Source organism: Chitiniphilus eburneus (assembly GCF_005048205.1).
In the GTDB taxonomy this organism is placed as follows: Bacteria; Pseudomonadota; Gammaproteobacteria; order Burkholderiales; family Chitinibacteraceae; genus Chitiniphilus; species Chitiniphilus eburneus.
Genome location: NZ_SUMF01000006.1, coordinates 81,309 through 101,198, shown reverse-complemented (window position 1 = coordinate 101,198; position 19,890 = coordinate 81,309). Strand labels below are relative to the sequence as shown.

Sequence of the window (19,890 nt, the reverse complement as noted above, 5' to 3'; positions counted from 1 at the left end):
CTTGCCGGATCGCCCTCTCTCGAATTCCCGGCTCCCATGCAGAAAAAAACCCTCCACGGCTTTCATGCCGTCGCCGCGCGCCTGAAGCGCTTTCCCGACAGCGTGCTCGAAATCTACCTCGACGCCTCGCGCCACGACGCGCGCGCGCGCGACCTGACGCAACTGGCGCAGGCCCAGGGCGTGAAGCTGCTGCATGTGGACGACAAGCGCCTGAATGGGCTGACCGGCGATGCGCGCCACCAGGGGGTCGCTGCGCTGATCGACGCCGGCAAGTCGTACGTGGCGCTGGAGGACGTGCTGGACGATCTGGCCGAGCCGGCCTTCCTGCTGGTGCTCGACGGCATCACCGATCCGCACAATCTGGGCGCCTGCCTGCGCGTGGCCGACGCCATGGGGGTGCATGCCGTGATCGCGCCCAAGGACAAATCGGTGGGCCTGACCGCTACTGTGTCCAAGGTGGCGTGCGGCGCGGCCGAAACCGTGCCCTACGTGATGGTGACCAATCTGGCGCGCACGTTGCGCGAACTGAAGGACCGCGAAATCTGGATCGCCGGCACCGCCGCCGATGCCGATGTGGACCTGCACCACTTCACCGGCGGCACCGGCCCCATCGCCTGGGTGCTGGGTAACGAAGGTGAGGGCATGCGCCGGCTGACGCGCGAGCATTGCGACGTGCTGGTGTCGATCCCGATGTTCGGTTCGGTGGAAAGCCTGAACGCATCCGTCGCCACCGGCATCGTCCTGGCCGAAACCCGGCGCCAGCGCACACTGGCCGGCTGATCCGGCCGGGATCGATCGTGCCGATATGGCCGCGCGGATTGCGCGGCCTTTTTTTAGAGTCGCCAACAAAGCCCTTCTGGCGATGTCGCGCGGGGGCGCCGAGCCTCACTTGCCGTACGCCTTGTACTGCCTGCGACCGAAGGAAGTCCGGTTTATTGCCTTTCAGGGCGTTTCGCGCGCCTTGCCAGAACCGCTGCGCTGGGCTTTGTCAGCGGCTCTTATTGCGTTGTCCTGGATGGGCAATGCCGTGGCAACACGGCGTCATGAATCGTTGAGCGGAACCGGGCCGGATTCCATGGTGAAGGCATGCGATTTTGCCCCGGTTAAATCAAGATTCGATGGCCGCGCGTGGCACTGCTACCGCTGCATGAGCGTGAATATCCCGTTGGTGGGGACAGGGGGCGGGTGATGAGATGCCCGCACTTTTTTCCAATCGGATCCCTGAAATGAAGCATTCATATTCCGCCGTGCTGGCAATGGTTTTTTCATGGTCGGCGGCTTGCGCCAATGCAATGGACCTGACCGCCGCCGCGGGCGAGGATTTCGTTTCCGCCAACGCGGGACTCAATGCCGGCGGTCTCGGGCTGACCGCAGACTGGTTGTATCACGATGACCTCGGCTATGTCGCCGGCCTGGGGTTGGGTCTGGGCGTGCCGCTGGGTTCGGTGCTGGTCACGCTGGGTGGCAAGGCGATGTATGTGGATCTGGATTCGGGCGACACCGGTGGCGCGCTGGCGATGGGGGGGACCGTGCAATGGCCGTTGGGCGAGCACTTCAAGCTGCTGGGTGGCGCCTGGTATGCGCCCGAATCGCTGGCAAGCGGTGTTGGAGCCTACACCGAAGCCATGGCCGGCGTACGCTACAACCTGACCAGACAGATCGGCGCCGATCTCGGCTATCGATACGTGAAGGTGGAAGGCGAGGAGGGGCAACCGTCGGCCGAATTGGCGAACGGCGTTTATGGCGGGGTGTCGTTTTCGTTCTAGGGCGAATCGACGCTATCGAGATGCCGGATGCGTGGGCGCGTCTGGCGCCTTGCATCCGGCATTTTCATCGATCCGCGCGGTTTGATGCGCGCAGCGCCTTCAAGGCCGACGGCGGGCGCGGATTTGCCGGGTGATCCATTTTTCCAGCTCGATCACCGCAAAGATCAGCAGGGCGATCTTCAGGCTGAGCAACCAATATAGGAACGGCAGTGGCGTGGTGCCGAAGATGTCGTTCATGAACGGCAGGTGGACGATGGCGAGTTGAAGCGCCGCCAGGACACCGGTGGCCAGCCACAGGCCCTTGCTGCGGAACATCGCCAGGTCCAGCGAGAAGCGATCCTGGATGCGGCAGTTGAACATGTAGACCCACTGCGTCGCGACCAGCGTCTGAAGCAGCACGGTGCGCACGAAGTCGGTGTCTTTGCCCAGCGCGAGCAACTGGCTTTCCAGGATGAATGCGCTGGCGGCCAGCAGCGTGCCGACCAGGGCCACGCGCCAGATGGCGTAGCCATCCAGGATGGAGCGGGCCGGATCGCGCGGGCGGCGGTGCATCAGGCCGGGCTCCGCCGGCTCGAAGGCCAGGCCGAACGACAGCGTGGTCGAGGTGGCCATGTTCATCCACAGGATTTGCAACGGCGTCAGCGGGATCACCGCGCCGGTGAGGAGGGCAACCACGACCAGCAGCCCTTGCCCCAGGTTGGTGGGCAGGATGAAGTGGATGGTTTTCTTCAGATTGTCGTAGACGCGGCGGCCTTCCTTCACCGCGCGCGCAATGGTGGCGAAGTTGTCGTCTGCCAGCACCATGTCGGCCGCCTCGCGCGTGACCTCGGTGCCCTTGATGCCCATGGCGATGCCGACATCGGCCTGCTTGAGCGCCGGTGCGTCGTTCACGCCGTCACCGGTCATGCCGACCACATTGCCACGCCGCTGTAGCGCGCGGACCAGCCGTAGTTTGTGTTCGGGGCTGGTGCGGGCAAAGATATCGCAACGGTCGGCCACGTCCACCAGCGCTTCGTCGTCCAGCGCCTCCAGTTGCTGGCCGGTCACGACGTCCTGGCCGTTGCCGATCCCCATCATCGCGCCGATGGCCATCGCGGTGCCGGGGTGATCGCCCGTGATCATCTTTACGCGGATGCCGGCGGTACGGCATAGCGCGATGGCTTCGGTGGCTTCGGGGCGCGGCGGGTCCATCATGCCGGCGAAGCCCAGGAACACCAGGCCCTGTTCCAGGTGCGGGTGGTCCAGTTCGGGAAAGCCGGCCGGGATTTCCCGATACGCCGCCGCCAGCATCCGCAGGCCCCCTTCGGATTGGCGCGCCATGGCGTCTTCCCAATAGGCGGCCGCGAACGGGCGCTGGCCATCGTCATGCAGTTCGGTGGCGCAGCGCGCGGCGATCACGTCGGGCGCGCCGATCATGAACAGGTAATGGCGGCCGTTCAGTTCGTGATGCGTGGCCTGGTACTTGTAGGCGGAGTCGAATGGAATCTTGCCGTGCTGCTTCGCCCCGTCGTGCTGGATGCCGGCTTTGGCCGCCAGCACCTTGAGCGCACCGGCGGTGGGGGCGCCCACCACCTGCCAGCGACCGTGGCTGTCGCGGCGCAGGCGGGTGTCGTTGCACAGGTCCACCGCGGTGATGAACAGGCCCAACGGCGTGGCGGGATCGATGCCGCCCACGGCCTGCCCGCCGACTTCACGGATTTCGCCCACCGGCTCGTAGCTTTCGCCGGCCACGGTATAGGCGCGATCGCCCAGCACCACCGACTTCACCGTCATTTCGTTCATGGTGAGCGTGCCGGTCTTGTCCGAGCAGACGATGGTCATCGCGCCCAGCGTTTCCACCGTGGGCAGCTTGCGGATGATGGCCTTGCTGCGCGCCATCTTCTGCACGCCCAGCGACAGGATGATCGAGATCACCGCCGGCAGGCCCTCGGGCACCGCGGCTACGGCCAGGCTGATCAGCGCCAGCAGTAGCTGGCCGAAGGGCATGTCATGCGCCAGCCAGCCCCAGAAGAACAATACGGCCATCATCGCCAGGATCATGATGAAAATGACCTGACCCAGCCGTTTCGTCTGTTGCAGCAGCGGTGTCTGGATCGGGCTGACGGTGGAGATCATGCGGTTGATGTGGCCCAGCTCGGTGTCGCCGGCCGTGGCCACCACGATGCCCAGCGCGTTGCCGGCGCTGACCGTGGTACCGGAAAACGCCATGTTGCGGCGGTCGCCCAGCAAGGCGTCGCCCGGAATGGCGGCAATGTGTTTTTCCACCACCGACGATTCGCCGGTGAGGATGGCTTCCTCGACACGCAGGCTGTGGGTTTGCAGCAGGCGCAGATCGGCCGGAATCTTGTCGCCGGGGCGCAGCGATACCACGTCGCCGGGCACGAGATCGGCGGTGGCCACCACGCGGGTCTTGCCGTCGCGTAGCGCCAGCGTCTGGCTGGAAAGCATGTCGCGAATGCTTTGCAGCGATTTTTCCGCGCTGTTTTCCTGGATGAAGCCGATCAGCGCATTGATGACGGCCACGCCGAGAATGACCATGGTATCCACCCAATGGCCCATCGCGCCGGTCACCACGCAGGCGCCGAGCAGGATATAGATCAGCACGTCGTTGAAGTGCAGCAGGAAGCGTAGCCAGCCAGGGCGGCGCGCCTGTTCGGGCAGGACATTGGGGCCGTGCCGCGCCAGCCTCGCTGCGGCTTCGGCGGCGGACAGGCCGTGGGCCGAGGTCTCCAGCGCGGTCAGCGTGATGGGGATGTCCAGTTGGTGCCAGGTGGGTGGGGCGTTCGGGTCGGGAACGGGTCGTGTCATGACGGGGGGCCTCCGAACCGGTGCTGGCTTCGCTCTGGCTGCCGGGCCGTTGCTTCGCTCGTGGCGGAGAAGGGTGCCGTAGTCCGGTTTGCTCGAATCCAGGTGGTTCTTATCGGGGGTGGATGAAGGTCCGACGGTCAGGGCGCCGGGGTGGGCCACGCCGGGGGCGTGGCGGAAGCCGTCACCGGGTGTGCTGGCCCGCAAGGCGGGCCGGGTCCGGGATGGCGATCGAGCCCGCCGGATGGCGCGTCGGCGGGCGTTGTAATCGGGTTGCGCAGCACCGCGAGGGTGCTGAGCTAGTGTCGAACTACTGCACCAGGGTGACTGGCAGGGTGGAAAGATGAACCACCTGGTAGGCGATGGAGCCGACCACCAGGTTCGAGATCAGCCCGAACCCCCGGGTTCCCATCACGATCCGGTGGCAGCCGCGCTTCTGCGCTTCGTCGACGATGGTCTTGGCTGGCGGGCCGAATTCGACGCTGTACTGGTAAGGCACGCGGGCCTGGTTCAGCAATGCCAGCCCGGCAGCCAGCGCTTCGTCGCCCAGCTCGTGGAAATAGGCGTCCAGCGTGGCTTGCGAGGCAATGGCGTTCAGGCTGATTTTGCTTTGCAGCGGCGATTGCACGTTCAGCAGGTGCACTTGCAGCGGCAGGCCGCTTTGCGTCAGTTCGATCACGTGCGCCAGCGCGCGTTTGGCGTTCTCCGAGCCATCGACGGGAACCAGGATCTTCAACATGGCTTGCTCCTTGTACGGCGTCTTTCAGCGCACCAGGGTGATGGGCAGCGAAGTCAGGCTGAGCGTTTTGATTGCGACGGAACCCAGCACGAAGGCGGCAATGGCGCCGCGCCCCTGGCTGCCCATGAAAATCTGCTCGGCGCCGGTTTCCTCGGCGACCCGGGCAATGGTGGGGGCGACGGCACCGGTCTCGATCCGGATCTGAAAGGGTATGCCTGCCTCTTCCAGCAGGCGGACACCATCGATGAGCGCGCGTTCGCCCTGTTGCAGTGTCAGCGCTGCGATTTCGGCGGCATCCAACGCGCGGTAACCGGGGTGGAGTTCGGGTTGCACGTTGAGCAGGCAGACTTGCCCGATTCGTTCGTAGTCGGCGAAACGCAGCAGGGTTGCCACCGCCATGGTGGATTGGGGCGAGCCGTCCACCGGGATCAGCACCGTTCTCATGATGACCTCCTCGATCATGCCGTCGGATTGCCGCGCGGGGGCGGCGCCAGGTTCCGCATGCGATCGGTGGAAAGGTCGGTGGGGCTATCGCGCTGGGATCGGGAATCGGCCGCGTGGACTACATCACGGGATCGGTGCCTGACTCAGCGACTCATGACGTTTGCCTTTGGATCGCAGGAAGAAATTAAGGTAATTGGACGTCTTTCCGCATGCCCCAGGCATGACCTGGATCAATTTGCGAGAAAACACGAATTGATAGGCGATAAGTGTGTCCGAATTTGCATGTTAAAAATAACGCTTAATATTCAGATATTTGCTAAAGCTTCCTGCTGTCAACCCTAAGTGGCGGTGATAATGCATGGGTATGGCCCTCCATCCATGGTTGATCGGGCGGGTCACCTGGTGTCGCATCCCCGGCGAGCCAGGTGAAGCGAATGCGCGACCGTGAAAAAGACCACCATGGGTTGACAGCGGTTTGTCGTAAAAAACCATCGGATCGCGGCCTGAGGCTCAACGATCGCGGCGCCATTGCGCGATCTTGCGGAACAGCCAGCTATCGGGTTGCTCGACGCCGGTACGGACATAATCCATCGTCGCCCGGTGCGACAAGGCAGCCTGCTGCGCGTGGTATGAACCCCGTGTTCCGGCGAAAAGGATACGGTCGCCGAAGGACAGGGTGCTTTCCGGCGGTGGCAGCAGAATCTCCCTGCCACCGTGCATAAACAGCAGCGGCAGGCAACGCAGCGGCAACTCCACATTGTGCGGGTTGGTCTGGAGATGGCGCATTTCCAGCGGCGGTGTTGGGTTGGCCAGCAGTGCGTAGATGGCCGCTTCGTTGCCGGCATTGAGTTCCACCACCCAGGTCTGTGGCACGTCGCCCCGGCAAAGCTGTTCCAGTTCGCGCATCAGCGCCGCCGCCCAGATTTCGCTGCGGGTCTGGATCAGTTCCAGAAAACGCGCCAGCGTGGGCGTGTTCAAGGTCCGCAGGCATTCGTGCGACATCACCCGTGCGCGCACCACGGCCAGATCCGGTTTGAATGCGGTGAACAGCAGGCTGTTGTTGGCCATATTCTGCCGCGCCACCACGAACAGGTCGGGCTTGATGGCGCGCGCGGTGGCGATGGCCGACAGATTGCTCGCATCCTGATCGTGGCAGGCGACCAGCCCCACCGCATGCGCGATGCCGGCCGCGCGTAGCGACGCATTGTCCACCCCCAGCGCCAGCGTGAACTGCGCCGGATCGATGCTGGGTTGCGGCTCGGGATCGATCACCGATACCGTGGCGCCCTCGCAATCGAGGGCCTGTTTCACCGCCTGCCCGAAGCGGCCGTAGCCCACGATCACCCAGTGGCCGCGTGGCGGCTTGATCAGCGGCGGCAGCGGGTTGCCGGGGAACTCCGATAGCGTGTCCCACAACCGGCTGGTGTGCGGCGCATGCAGCGCGCGGCGAAATTGTGCGCCCACCGCGTCGAACATGTTGATCACCCGGTTGGCGCCGAACGACGCCATGTTCTCGGCCACCGCGTGGGTCTTGGAACGGCAGACCGACAACAACTTCGGCCGCAACACATAGGCGGCGATGGCGACGGCCAGATTGGCCTCCTCGTCGCCGGTGATGGCGAGAATGCCCTGGCAGCGCGGATGGGTGAGCCCGGCATAGGTCAGCAACTGCGGGTTGGCGGCATTGCCGGCATAGGCCGGCACGTCGAACCGGTAGTCGGCGAAGATCACATCCAGCACGCGTTCTTCGCGCAGGTCCAGCACCACGAAGCGCAAGCCCTGGCGGTCGAGCGCCTTGCACAGCAGCCGCGCCGTCTGCCCGTAGCCGCAGACCAGGATGAATGGATCGGCCAGCCGCCGCACCCGCCCGCTGAACCGCGCCAATTGCAGCGCTTGCAGGAAGCTCTTGTCCTGCACGATGGCGAACGTACTGCCGATGGTGTAGGCCCAGCCCACCACCGACATGTAGATACATACCACCACCCACATTCTTTGCAGGTAGGTAAAGGCGTGTGGCACCTCGCCGAAACCGATGGTGGTCGCGGTGTAGCTGACGAAATAGAACGCATGGAAAAAATCCATGCGATAAGGCTGGCCGTGCTCATCCACGCCCGGGATCAGCACCAGACCCAGGACCGACATCGAATAGATCAGGATCAGCGTGATCAACGGCGCGCGCATGCGCCGCAACACCAGGAAGAAGATATTGGGCATCGACCCACCCATGGGCTGCTGGGGCGCGCTGGTCATGGCGTGCCACGAAGGCCGATCGAGATCGACCCCACCCCGAATCGCCTCTGCCCGATACCACCGCGAGCAAAGCGAGGCTCCCTCTCAGCCACCCCACAAAGTCTTCGACTTCGCGGGGACCCCGGGGCGGCGAGGGCGGGAGGAGTGGGTTCGATCAAGAAGCGCCGGTTACCGGCAGACAAAAAGCCTCGCGCCCCCCATTCCGCCCAGTGCTTGCTGCCGTTGGCACATAACCGACGTTCAAACCAAACCCCCACCGACGCCGTTACGCAACGCGGGCCGATGCCACAGCGAGCAGAGCGAGGCTCCCTCTCAGCCACCCCACAAAGTCTTCGACTTCGCGGGGAACCCGGGGCGGCGAGGGCGGGGGGAGTGGGTTCGATCAAGAAGCGCCGGTTACCGGCAGACAAAAAACCTCGCGCACCCCATTCCGCCCAGTGCTTGCTGCCGTTGGCACATAACCGACGTTCAAACCAAACCCCCACCGACGCTGTTACGCAACGCGGGCCGATGCCACAGCGAGCAAAGCGAGGCTCCCTCGCGGCGGCGAGGGCGGGGGGAGTGGATTCGATCAAGAAGCGCCGGTTACTCGCAGACCACTGACCTCTCGCACCCGGCTTTGCCGGGGGCTTGTTGCGACAGGCACTTGACCAGTCCATAAATCAAAACCTCACCGACGCGGCGAAAGCGTTTCGCCGATCAGCAGCACCACCGACACCACATTGGCCGCCAGCGCGCCGCCCGACAGCGACACGATGCTGGACATCACCGTCGGGGTGGTGCCGACGCCGCTGACGTACAGGTTGTAGCCCCATACCCCGGCGGCGGCGATCAGTTGCAGGTCCGCCACCAGGCTGGTGGCCAGGTGCAGGGCGCCGAGCTGGGTACGATCGCCGAACTTGAGCACGGTGGCGATCAGGTTCACCACGATGGCGGCGAATAGTTCGAATACCTCGTGCTGGTGGGGAACGTCGATCTCGCCGAGGAAAAAGCCGAAGTTCAGGGTGAACGCCAGCAGGATGAAGAAGCCGAAGATGATTTTTTCGAGATTCATGGTGGGCGCGCCGGCCGGGAGAACGCTCCTGATTGTAGTCGGCGGCGATCACTTGCCAACAACCCCGGGCACTGGCCATTCCGCCCGCCAGCGCCGGGGGCCGCGGATATCCCTTGTCGTCGGGCCGCGACGGAGCAGGCCGGCCGATGCTCAGGCCGGCGGCCGATCAGCTTGCGTGCTGTCCGATTCGAACAGGTTTTCCAGCTCGCGCATCGCTTCCTGCGAGGTCTGGATCAACTGGCTTTCGTCGTGATACGCGGCCTGCTGGCGCAGCAGCAGGCGCTCGTCGTAATCACGGAAGGCGGCAACGGTGGCGATGGCGTCGGCGCTGGTCAGGCCCAGCGCCTGCAATGCGCCCTTGGCCATTTCCAGGCTGGAATGGTAGGTTTCGCGCTCGATGGCGGTCACGCCCAGGTCCATCAGGCGATAGGCATGCGCGCGGTTACGGGCGCGGGCAAAGATCTTCAGCTTGGGAAAATGCATGCGCACCGTTTCGGCGGTTCTTACCGAGGCTTCGACATCGTCGATGGCCAGGATCAGCACCTCGGCCTGATCGGCACGCGCAGCGCGCAGCAACTCCAGCCGCGATGCGTCGCCGTAGAACACCTGGTTACCGAAGCGACGCACGAAGTCCACCTGGTCCGGACTGACTTCCAGCGCGGTGAACGGAATCCTGCGCATGCGCAATGTACGGCCGACGATCTGGCCGAAGCGGCCAAAGCCCGCAATGATCACCCGGCTGCCCTCGGTCGGCTCGATGGTATCGAACTCGCGGGTGCGGCGCGGCGCCAGCCACGGGGCGATCCAGCGTTCGTGCACCAGCGACACCAGCGGTGTGGCCGCCATCGACAGCGTGACCACCAGCACCAGCGTATCGGCCAGCGGTCGCGCCATCACGCCGTGCACGATGGCCAGGCTGAACAGCACGAAGGCGAATTCGCCGCCTTGCGCCAGCGCCACGCCCAGGTGGCGCGACGTGGTGGCGGTGGCGCCGGTCAGCCGGCCCAGGCCGAACAGTACGGCGAACTTGATCGCCATCAGCCCCAGCACCCACGCCACCAGCGTGCCTGGAATGCTGCCGACGAGGCCCAGGTTGGCCGACATGCCCACCGCGATGAAGAACAGTCCCAGCAGCAGCCCCTTGAACGGTTCGATGGTGGCTTCCAGTTCGTGGCGGTATTCCGAGTCGGCCAGTAGCACGCCGGCGAGAAAGGCGCCCAGCGACATGGACAACCCCACTTCTTCCATGAGCATTGCCGTGCTCAACACCAGCAGCAGCGCGGCGGCGGCGAACACCTCCGGGCTGCCGAAGCGCGCCACCAGCCGCAGTGCCGGACGCAACAGCCAGTGGCCGCCCACCACCACGGCAATCACTACCCCGACCGCTTTGAACACGCCTGCCCAGCCCGGCAATTCGCCGCCGGACAGCAGCGGCAGAAAGGCCAGCATCGGGATCACCGCCAGATCCTGGAACAGCAGGATGGCGAAGGCGTCGCGGCCGTGGCGCGTGGTCAGTTGCTTTTTTTCGGCCAGCATCTGCAATACGAAGGCGGTGGATGACAACGCCAGCCCCAGGCCGGCGACGATGGCCGCCGCCAGCGGCGTGCCCATCAGCATCAGTGCGCCGCCGATTGCCAGCGCGGTCACGCCCACTTGCGCGCCCCCCAGTCCGAACACCGCGCGCCGCAGCACCCACAGCCGCGATGGCTGCAATTCCAGCCCGATCACGAACAGCAGCAGCACCACCCCCAGTTCCGAAAAATGCAGGATGTTTTCCACATTGGCGACCAGACCCAGCCCCCACGGCCCGATCAGCACACCACCGGCCAGATAGCCCAGGATGGCGCCCAGGCCGGCACGCCTGAAGAGCGGCACCATCACCACGGCGGCACACAGAAAGACGGCGATCTGGCTGGTCAGGCTCATCGGGATATCCGGGAAACAGGGCGGGGTGACAGATTATCGTAATCCCCATGTTTTAACCGAAATCGCTTGCGTTGGCTGGGGTTGCGTTTCGGGGCAGGGTTTGCGTCGCCGATGCATGATGGCGGGATAATCCCGCTATCTTGTTGACCGAGGACTGTGTGATGACCCGCTTGTACGGCAATATCCTGACCGAACGGGGCTGGCAGCATGGACACCTGCTGTTCGATGGCGAGCGGATTGTCGGCATCGACGCCTCGCCCGCCGACCCGGCGGGGAACGACGATCCCTACCTGTTGCCGGGCTTCATCGACCTGCATGTGCATGGCGGCGACGGGGCCGACGTGATGGATGGCGCCGAGGCGCTGGCGCGGGTGGCGCGCAAGCATGCCGGCCATGGCACCACTGCCTTGCTGGCGACCACTGTCTGCGCCGACGATGCCTTGCTTCGCGCGCTGTTGCCGCAACTGGGCAATGTCTGTCGCCAGCGCCCCGTCGGCGCGGCCGAGGTGCTGGGCATCCATCTGGAAGGCCCCTATGTCAGCCCGCACAGCCTGGGCGCCTTGCCCGACGAAACGCGCGCCGCCACGCTGGCCGAGGTGGATCGCTATCGTGCGCTGGCGCCCGTGCGGGTGATCACGCTGGCGCCGGAGATACCGGGCCACGACACACTGATCGGCGAGCTGGTGCAGCGCGGTATCCGGGTGCAACTGGGCCACGGGCAGGGTAGCTACGAAGCGGCCGTCGCCGCGCTGGCGCAGGGGGCGGCGGGCTTCACCCATCTCTTCAACGCGATGAGCCCCTTGCATCATCGCGCGCCGGGCATGGTTGGCGCGGCCTTGGCACACGCCGAATTCAGCGAACTGATCCCGGACCTGATCCATGTCCATCCCGGCGCGATGCGGGCCGCGCTGCGGGCGATTCCACGGTTGTATTGCGTGACCGATGCCACATCGCTCGCAGGCCTGCCCGATGGCCAGTACGGCGATGGTCCGCGCGCCGTGCACAAATGCCTGGGCGGGGTGCGGCTGGCCGATGGCCGCCTGGCCGGTAGCGCGCTGACGATGGATCAGGCGCTGCGCAATCTGGTCGGGATCGGGCTGACGCTGGCGGGTGCCTCGGCATGCCTGTCGCGCAATCCGGCCGACTACCTGGGGCTGTCCGAACGCGGACGGCTGGCGGTGGATGCGGTGGCGGATGTGGTGCAGTTCGATCGTGCGCTCTGCCTGCGCGGGGTATGGGTGGCGGGCGAGGCGGTGACGCCGGTGGCGAAGGGCGCGCCGGCTGGCTGAACGGCCCGCGCGTTCAGCCCAGGCAGCGCTTCAGATCCAGCGCCAGGCGCTGCGCCTGATCCTCGTCGAGCGTGGCGGTGGTGATGCGCAGCCCCTGCGCCGGGGTTTGCACGCCAAAGGCCTCGCCGTTGCGCACCAGCCAGCCGAGCCGGGCCAGCGCATAGGCAACCGGCTGACCATCCCGCTGCAAGGGCAGCCACAGGTTGAGGCCGTCCGCGCCGGGAAGGGGCGCGATTCCTTGCCTGGCCAGTGCCGTTGCCAGTGCTTCGCGCCGGCGCGTGTAGTCGTGTCGCGCCTGGGCAATGCGCGCGGTGAAATCCGGCGCGACAAGGCAGGCTTCGACGATGTCCTGCAACAGGTGGCTGACCCAGTGGGTGCCGCAGGCCAGCCGCAGTCGCAGCCGGCGCGAAGTCTGCGCGTCGCTGGCGACGAAGGCCAGCCGCAGGTCGGGCCCAAGTGCCTTCGACAGCGAGCGGATCAGCGCCCAGCGCTGGGCGGACGCGGGGATCACCGTGTGGTACGGCACCTCGGACAACATCGCGAAATGGTCGTCCACGATGACCAGCACGTGGGGATGGCGCGCCAGCAATTGCCGCAAGGCACGTGCGCGCCGGGTGCTGAGGCTACATCCGGTGGGATTGTGTGCGCGCGGCGTCACGATCACCGCCTGTACGCCTTGGGCAAGGGCGTCTTCCAGCGCCTCCGGTCGCATGCCTTCGGCGTCCACCGGTACGCCCACCGCCTGCAATCCGGCGACGCGCAGCGTGCTGATGCTGCTGAGAAAGCAGGGGTGCTCCACCGCCACCTTGTCGCCGGGCACCAGATGGGCCGCCAGCAGCCGCTCGATGGCATCCACCGCGCCGTGGGTCAGGTCGATGCAACAATCGTCGGCACAATCCGCGCCGAGCCACGCTCGCGCATAGGCTTCGAGTCCCGGGTTGACCGGCGCTTCGCCATACAGCCGCGGCCGGTATGCCCGCCGTGCCAGGGCGGCGGGCAGATCGGGCAGCCAGGCCGTGGCCGGGTTGCCACTGGCCAGGTCGGCAAGGGGTGAGCCCGGCAGGCTGCCTTCCTGTTCGACCGGGCTTTCCTGCGGCCGGATCAGCGTGCCGAGCCGTCCTTGCGATAGTGCGATGCCGGCATGCACCAGCCGTCGATAGGCCGTGGCCACCGTATTGCGATTGACATCCAGCGCCACCGCCAGCTCGCGCACCGGGGGCAGCGCCTGCCCCGGCGCCAGCCCGCCCGACTGCGCCAGCAGGCGCACGCTGTCGAAGATTTCCGCTGCGGTCTTGCCGGCTATTTTCATTTTGACCTATGACAATATATACTTTGCAACAGATCAATTTTACATGGCTGCGCCGATACGCGCACCCCACCTCACCAGCCTGAGCAACCATCGTGGACGATCCGCTTTCCCTCGTGCAACAGCCCTATCCCGAGGCCAGGACCGTGGAGGACTTTCACCGCAATCTGGCCGCCATCCAGACCCGGATCGCCGATGCCTGCGGGCGCGTGGGGCGCGACCCGGCTGGAGTGCGCCTGCTGCCGGTCAGCAAGACCGTCGATGAGGCACGCATCCGCCTGGCTCACGCCGCCGGATGTCGCATGCTCGGCGAGAACAAGGTGCAGGAAGCCCAGCGCAAATGGGAGACACTGGCCGACCTGCCCGATCTGCGCTGGTCCGTGATTGGCCACCTGCAGACCAACAAGGCGCGGCGGGTGGCCTGCTTCGCCAGTGAGTTCCAGGCACTGGACAGCCTGCGCGTGGCCGAGGCGCTGGATCGGCACCTGCAGGCGGAGGGGCGTTCGCTGGACGTGTTCGTGCAGGTGAATACCTCGGCCGAGGCCAGCAAGTACGGCCTGCATCCGGATGACGTGCCGGCGTTCCTGCACGCGCTGCCGGCGTTTTCCGCGCTGCGGGTGCGCGGGCTGATGACGCTGGCCGTGCTGTCCGGCGATGCCGCGCGCGTGCGCGAGTGCTTCATCCGCCTGCGTACGCTGCGCGACCGTCTGCGCCAGGACATGCCGGCGAGTGTTGCGCTGGGCGAGCTGTCGATGGGCATGTCGGGCGACTTCGAGATCGCGGTCGAGGAGGGCGCCACCGTGGTGCGGGTGGGGCAGGCCATCTTTGGTGCACGCGCCTTGCCCGACAGCCACTATTGGCTAGGGTGAATCGACCTTCAAACATGGGGTGCGTTGTGCCTCGCTCGCGGGGATCACCCCACTTCGCTCGGCACGCCTTGCCCTGCATCCGGCCTTCTTCCTTCGCACCCACGTTTGAAGGTCGATTCGCCCTGGCGCCCACCCCTTGATCGCCCATTCAACCCACCGACCTGGACTGCCCATGAAAACCGCCCTCGCCATCCGCCATCTGCATTTCGAAGACCTCGGCACGCTGGAGCCACTGCTGCGCGAGCGCGGTTACGCGGTGCGCTACATCGATGCGGTGGTGGACGATCTCGCCACGCTGGATGCGCAGTCACCCGATCTGCTGGTGGTGCTGGGCGGGCCGATCGGCGCATTCGACGACGATGCCCATCCTTTCCTGGCCGACGAGCTGGCGTTGGTGCGGCGGCGCCTGGCGAGTGGCGGGCCGGTGCTGGGCATCTGCCTGGGCGCGCAGTTGATCGCCCGCGCGCTGGGCGCCCGGGTGTACGCCATGGGGGTGAAGGAAATCGGCTTCGGGCCGCTGATGCTGAGCGACGATGGCGAGCGTCACGCGCTGTCCGCGCTGGGCGAGGTGCCGGTGCTGCACTGGCATGGCGACCAGTTCGACATCCCGCCCGGCGCCGCGCGCCTGGCCAGCACGGCGGTCTGCGCCAACCAGGCCTTCGCGCTGGGTACGCGGGTACTGGGGATACAGTGCCACCTGGAGGCCGACCCGGTCCGGTTGGAGCGCTGGCTGGTTGGCCATGCCAGCGAACTCGCCCAGGCCGGCATCGACCCGCGAACACTGCGCGCGCAGGCGCGCGAGCACGGAGAGCGCCTGACCACAGCGGCGCGCGCCGTGTTCTCCGCCTGGCTCGACGGTATCGAAACTGCGCCGGGCCGTGCCGACCGAAAGCCTGCCGCCATACCATTGCCCATCGATGTGATATCGGTGCAATCGCAGGTGGTGTACGGCAGCGTCGGCAACAACGTGGCGATGCCCGCATTGCAGGCACTGGGCCTGCTGGTGGCTGCGGTGCCGACGGTCGCGTTCGGCAATACCCCGCATTACCCGACTGTCCACGGTGGCGCATTGCCCATCGACTGGTTCGAGGGCTACCTGAGCGACCTGATCGACCGCGACGCGCTCCGGCAGACGCAGGCGGTGCTGGTCGGCTACCTGGGCGGTCCGGCGCAGGCCGCATCGCTGGCGCGCTGGCTGGGCGAGCTTCAGCCGACACACCCGGCGATGCGGGTGATCGTCGATCCGGTGATCGGCGATCACGACCATGGCATCTATGTCGATCCGGCTATGATCGACGCCTACCGGCGGCACCTGTTGCCGCTGGCGCATGGCCTGACGCCCAATGGCTTCGAGCTGGAATGCCTGACCGGCCTACCCGGCAACGATGCCGAAGCGGTGGTGGCCGCCGCGAGATCGCTGCTGACCGGCCGCACCGAGTGGGTGGTGGTGACCAGCGCCGCGCCAGAGGCCTGGGCACCCGGCGAAATGCGCGTGGCGGTGGTCGAGCGGGAGCGGGTGCAATGGCTGCGCCATCCGCACATCGATATCGCGCCCAAGGGCACCGGCGATCTGTTCAGCGCCACGCTCACCGGGCATCTGCTATGCGGTGCGCCGGTGGCCGAAGCGGCCGCGCGCGCCTGCGAACAGGTCGTCCTCGCGCTGCGCCGCACCTACCACGCACAGTGCGCTGAACTGCTGCTGCCCCCGGCGATACACGCTGGCAGGATGGAGTGATCGCCATGGATACCTATCGACTCATCATCCATCGTCATGGCCGGCTCCTGGGCCACTTCGAATCCAGCACGCCCGGCGCGCTGGAGGCGGTGAAGGACATTACCGCACGCCTGGGCGCGGACGATGGCTACCGGATCGAACTACAGATCGCAGACGGTGAGCGCCGGCTGTTGGAAAGCAGCCCGGATGGTATCCGCCTGCTGGGCTGCGAGCTGTTGTTCCGGCCAGTGTTGCTATCGGCGTGAGGCCGGAGGGTGGGGGCGCCACAGCCCCTTGCCTTGCCGCCTTGCCCGATTGATTCTTCGAGCTTCTGGTTTTGTTCCGGCCGATAAGGGCGCGACGCATCGCATGGGCGATGCTGGTGAGCCCATCTGTGACCCCTTCACAAGCAGCTCAGTATTTGCATGGTGCAAACCAAAGGTTCATGAAAAAACATTGATGTATGCAAGTAAGTAATGTAGCGTGCATGGCACATAATAATTGGCGCATTCCGCTGTGCTTGCTGCTGCGGTTTTGGGTCTGTTCATGCCGCTGCTTATACCGCTCCTGGCGTGATATTTGATGAGTTTCCATCAGCCGATTGATCAGGAGTGAATTGTGAAAAATGATATTCCGGAAGAAATGCTCAAACTCAAAAACGAAATCATCTGTGGCATGATTGACTACATGGAAGGGGATGACGCCGACGATGATTTCGATGCGGGCTACACCAGGGAAGATGTCGATAAATGCGATGCCATTCTTGCGGATTATTTGATTTCAGTTTCAGATCCTGCCTTGTACGGTGATTCAGAAAAAATAATGGCATTGGTAAAGGACGTAGTTGCTTCTCTCAATGTGCTAAATAAAGAATGCGAGCATGGCCTCATTGAGACGGATCAGCGTGAGGGTATTTGTGAACTCATCATAAATTCAGCTACTTTAGCGGGCTTGATTTCATCAACCTATGACATTACCGAAGAATGGCGCGAGTGGTAGTCACCTAACGAAGCTTTGCAAAAGCCCCGGCCGGCACGATTGAACCATCCAGGGTTATAGCCCAGAGCACATTGATGAACCGCCAACACTTCAGTCAACCGGGGCCAGCTAACGCTGGCCCGTTACTTCCAACCCTAGGGCTGATATGGCACCGCTTAATGCCGAACAAAAATTGAAAGATTTGCTGGTTGCTGAAGGGTTTGACTTCACGCATCCCGATCCATCGCTGGCTTGGTCAGTGTTCAAGAGCTTTGCAATAATTCCTGTCGAGGGTGTTGACGATGGATTTCTGTGGCAACTCGGTTGCCATGATTTCACCGGAGAAAAGCTCTGTTATCTCGATTTTGTGCGTCAGTTCTCGTTCTACGACGAGGGCGAGTATGACCACATGGAACAACTGCATATTGAGTTTACGTCGAAGCCAACGCCTGCGCTCTCGCCACTGGAGCGAAACCAATGGGCATTCGATTACCCGTCTCTTGCCGAGTTTTTCCAGGATGTCGAAGGTTTTCCTGAATTTCAAATCGCACTTAAACATGCCAGTTGGAAAGTCAAGGTATGTCAGGAGGAAGTGTGAGCCCTCACAGCCCTGATGTTTCAGTCGATCGGACAACCCAGGGCTGCGATTTGCCTTCTCCCTGCTGCGCTGGCTGCCAGTCACTTTCAACGTTTGGGCATGGATGATCGACTGGCAAGTCATGGTGAATGGAAGCTAGCTGCATGGGTGGAACGAACGGTGTATCAAGCACCGCGATATCTCGCGCTCCTTGGGGGGGAGAGGGGACTGCATAACTTGATCCTGGCTGATCAATCCAGGTTGCTCCTCGTCGGGCGCGTGCTCCATTAGGCCGTGGGTCGCCCATAAACAGCCGCTTGCTCCACGCTATTTTCCTTGATTGCCCTCGCCAATCTGCGAGGGGTTTGCTGTTGCCGACATTCATGCCATTGTCATGGCGCGCATGAACTGAACGCCGCTTGCAGTACCGCCGGCATTGCCAAGCATGACCAGCGCTTCTCAATCAAAAACGATACTGGAGGATGAACAGATGTGGAACTTAACCAGGGGGCGGCATGTACTTGCCGCGCTGGCTTTACTTGCCGCCGGGTCGGCATTTGGCGGCTACGCCATCACCGGCGGCTCGCCGTTTTCCGCGCGGTTATCGCCGCAGCCGACCAATCAATGCGGTGCAGCCACTTCGCCGTTCGACTGCACCTATAACTTCGTACCGAACCCCAACTTCTATGCGCCCAGCAAGGCTTTCGATCAGAACAACGGCACTTATTGGCACAGCGCTGGCGAGAACCACGACTCCTGCGGCTCCGGCCAGGGTTGTTCCTATGAAACCATCTGGGACAAGACCGGCTATCTCGGGATGACGTTCGACACCTACCAATTGGTGGACGAGTACCAGATCACGCCATCATCCACGCTGCCGACCGCACCGAAGGACTGGACCCTGGAAGGGTTCGACGGCATCAAATGGATCACGCTCGATCAGCGCAGCAACCAAAGTAGCTGGTCGGTGAACCAGGCTGTTTCCTTCAAGGTGCCTTTCCCGAAGTACGCGGTGAAGTACCGGCTCAAGATCACCGCCAACAACGGTGCGACAGTGCTGCAGGTCGCCGAGCTCCGTTTCTACTCCCCGTTGCAGGGTACCTATGTACAGCCGTGGCTGCGTTACTACGGCTCCGGCGATCATTTCTATTCCGCCCGTTACGACGACCTGGGAACCGGCGCCGGCGTGTACCTGTTGGAAGGCCTGGAGGCTTATGTCTGGGCCTCCGGTCAGGCTGGTACGGTGCCCATCCACCGCTACTACAATGGCACCGACCATTTCTACACCACGGACTGGAGCGAGTTGGGCAGTGGCCGCGGCAGCTATCGCTATGAAGGGGTGGTTGCATATGCCTATAACAGCGCCAAGCCAGGTACCGTGCCGCTATACCGCTATTACAACGGGCGGGATCATTTCTATACGGTGACCCAAGGCTCCTACTCCGGCTACTGGCAAGAATCGACCAATATGTGGGTCAGCCCGACTCCGCGTCAGCCTGGCAGTGCACCGTTCGATACCACCGGCGATCGCATGACCGACGTCGCGGTCTGGCGGCCATCCACTGGGCAACTGCTGCGTTACGGCCCCTACACCGCCCAGGCCTGGACCACACAGCAGGGGGATCTTGCTGCTCCGGCCGATTTTGACGGTGACGGGATTGCAGACCTTGCCTACTGGCGTCCTGGCACTGGCAATTGGTATGTGACCTACAGCAGCAACGGTACGACGGCGAGCCGCAATTGGGGATCGCAAGCGGTTGGTGACATGCCGGTTCCAGCCGACTATGACGGTGACGGCAAAGCTGATTACGCCGTGTGGCGCTCCTCTACCGGGCAGTGGTTCCATATCCGCAGCAGCGATGGCGGCACGCTCGGCCCCTATTGGGGTGCAACCGGCGACAAGCCGGTAATGGGCGACTTCGATGGGGACGGCAAAGCCGATTACGCGGTATGGCGGCCCAGCACCGGAGAATGGTTGATCCGCAACAGCAGTGGCATTCCCGCCATCAGCAGCACCTTTGTGCTTGGCAGCAGCAGCGACCTCCGCGCACCCGCCGATTACGATGGCGACGGCAAGACCGACGTGGCGGTATGGCAACCCAGCACTGGTTTGTGGCTGATCCGGCTCAGTACGACGGGTGCGATCAAGCAGGAGTACTTCGGCGGCCAATAC

General features: G+C 64.2%; 15 protein-coding genes and 1 pseudogene. 9 read left to right on the top strand and 7 right to left on the bottom strand.

Going from position 1 to position 19,890, the window contains the following annotated elements; translation table 11 throughout:
• Positions 1 to 36 precede the first annotated feature (36 nt).
• Positions 37 to 780 (top strand): 23S rRNA (guanosine(2251)-2'-O)-methyltransferase RlmB, encoded by a 744-nt coding sequence (gene rlmB, locus FAZ21_RS08215; RefSeq protein ID WP_136772804.1) that lies wholly within the window; start codon positions 37 to 39, stop codon positions 778 to 780.
• Positions 781 to 1,226: 446 nt separating this feature from the next.
• Positions 1,227 to 1,766 (top strand): YfaZ family outer membrane protein, encoded by a 540-nt coding sequence (locus FAZ21_RS08210; RefSeq protein ID WP_169307306.1) that lies wholly within the window; start codon positions 1,227 to 1,229, stop codon positions 1,764 to 1,766.
• A 99-nt stretch (positions 1,767 to 1,865) separates the two neighbouring features.
• On the opposite strand, the gene FAZ21_RS08205 is transcribed toward FAZ21_RS08210, so the two are convergent.
• The 6 genes from FAZ21_RS08205 to FAZ21_RS08180 form a co-directional block, all read right to left on the bottom strand.
• Entirely contained in the window at positions 1,866 to 4,574 is a 2,709-nt protein-coding gene (locus tag FAZ21_RS08205) for a cation-transporting P-type ATPase (RefSeq protein WP_136772800.1), read from the bottom strand.
• Positions 4,575 to 4,881: 307 nt separating this feature from the next.
• A complete protein-coding gene (locus tag FAZ21_RS08200) occupies positions 4,882 to 5,310 on the bottom strand; it encodes a universal stress protein (protein WP_136772798.1) in 429 nt (142 codons plus the stop codon).
• A 24-nt stretch (positions 5,311 to 5,334) separates the two neighbouring features.
• The gene (locus tag FAZ21_RS08195; RefSeq protein ID WP_136772796.1) at positions 5,335 to 5,754 is read right to left on the bottom strand and encodes a universal stress protein; all 420 of its coding nucleotides are present in this window, start codon (positions 5,752 to 5,754) and stop codon (positions 5,335 to 5,337) included.
• 510 nt (positions 5,755 to 6,264) lie between these two features.
• The gene (locus tag FAZ21_RS08190) at positions 6,265 to 8,004 is read right to left on the bottom strand and encodes a potassium channel family protein (protein ID WP_136772794.1); all 1,740 of its coding nucleotides are present in this window, start codon (positions 8,002 to 8,004) and stop codon (positions 6,265 to 6,267) included.
• 670 nt (positions 8,005 to 8,674) lie between these two features.
• Complete coding sequence (locus tag FAZ21_RS08185) at positions 8,675 to 9,058, bottom strand: DUF6394 family protein (protein WP_136772792.1); 384 nt, start codon at positions 9,056 to 9,058, stop codon at positions 8,675 to 8,677.
• A 150-nt stretch (positions 9,059 to 9,208) separates the two neighbouring features.
• Positions 9,209 to 10,984: a monovalent cation:proton antiporter-2 (CPA2) family protein gene (locus tag FAZ21_RS08180; RefSeq protein WP_136772790.1), complete on the bottom strand. Its 1,776-nt coding sequence runs from the start codon at positions 10,982 to 10,984 to the stop codon at positions 9,209 to 9,211.
• A 161-nt stretch (positions 10,985 to 11,145) separates the two neighbouring features.
• Between FAZ21_RS08180 and FAZ21_RS08175 the strand changes: the two genes are divergently transcribed.
• Entirely contained in the window at positions 11,146 to 12,273 is a 1,128-nt protein-coding gene (locus FAZ21_RS08175; protein ID WP_136772788.1) for an N-acetylglucosamine-6-phosphate deacetylase, read from the top strand.
• Between the two features lie 13 nt (positions 12,274 to 12,286).
• Here the strand turns inward: FAZ21_RS08175 and ptsJ are convergent, their stop codons facing one another.
• Positions 12,287 to 13,582 carry a MocR-like B6 salvage transcription factor PtsJ gene (ptsJ, locus tag FAZ21_RS08170; RefSeq protein WP_136772786.1) on the bottom strand — a complete coding sequence of 432 codons (1,296 nt, stop codon included), beginning with the start codon at positions 13,580 to 13,582 and terminating at the stop codon, positions 12,287 to 12,289.
• Between the two features lie 92 nt (positions 13,583 to 13,674).
• On the opposite strand from ptsJ, the gene FAZ21_RS08165 reads away from it, so the two are divergent.
• From FAZ21_RS08165 to FAZ21_RS08135, 6 genes and pseudogenes are all read left to right on the top strand, one after another.
• Complete coding sequence (locus FAZ21_RS08165; protein WP_246038555.1) at positions 13,675 to 14,448, top strand: YggS family pyridoxal phosphate-dependent enzyme; 774 nt, start codon at positions 13,675 to 13,677, stop codon at positions 14,446 to 14,448.
• A gap of 172 nt (positions 14,449 to 14,620) precedes the next feature.
• The gene (gene pdxK, locus FAZ21_RS20800; RefSeq protein WP_246038554.1) at positions 14,621 to 16,183 is read left to right on the top strand and encodes a pyridoxine/pyridoxal/pyridoxamine kinase; all 1,563 of its coding nucleotides are present in this window, start codon (positions 14,621 to 14,623) and stop codon (positions 16,181 to 16,183) included.
• 5 nt (positions 16,184 to 16,188) lie between these two features.
• On the top strand, positions 16,189 to 16,428 hold the full coding sequence (locus FAZ21_RS08150; protein ID WP_136772782.1) for a cytoplasmic protein: 240 nt from the start codon (positions 16,189 to 16,191) through the stop codon (positions 16,426 to 16,428).
• 352 nt (positions 16,429 to 16,780) lie between these two features.
• On the top strand, positions 16,781 to 17,161 hold the full coding sequence (locus FAZ21_RS08145) for a hypothetical protein (protein ID WP_136772780.1): 381 nt from the start codon (positions 16,781 to 16,783) through the stop codon (positions 17,159 to 17,161).
• A 145-nt stretch (positions 17,162 to 17,306) separates the two neighbouring features.
• Entirely contained in the window at positions 17,307 to 17,738 is a 432-nt protein-coding gene (locus FAZ21_RS08140) for a hypothetical protein (RefSeq protein WP_136772778.1), read from the top strand.
• Between the two features lie 424 nt (positions 17,739 to 18,162).
• Positions 18,163 to 19,797, top strand: a pseudogene (locus FAZ21_RS08135) (FG-GAP-like repeat-containing protein); the annotation flags it as partial.
• Positions 19,798 to 19,890: the final 93 nt, after the last annotated feature.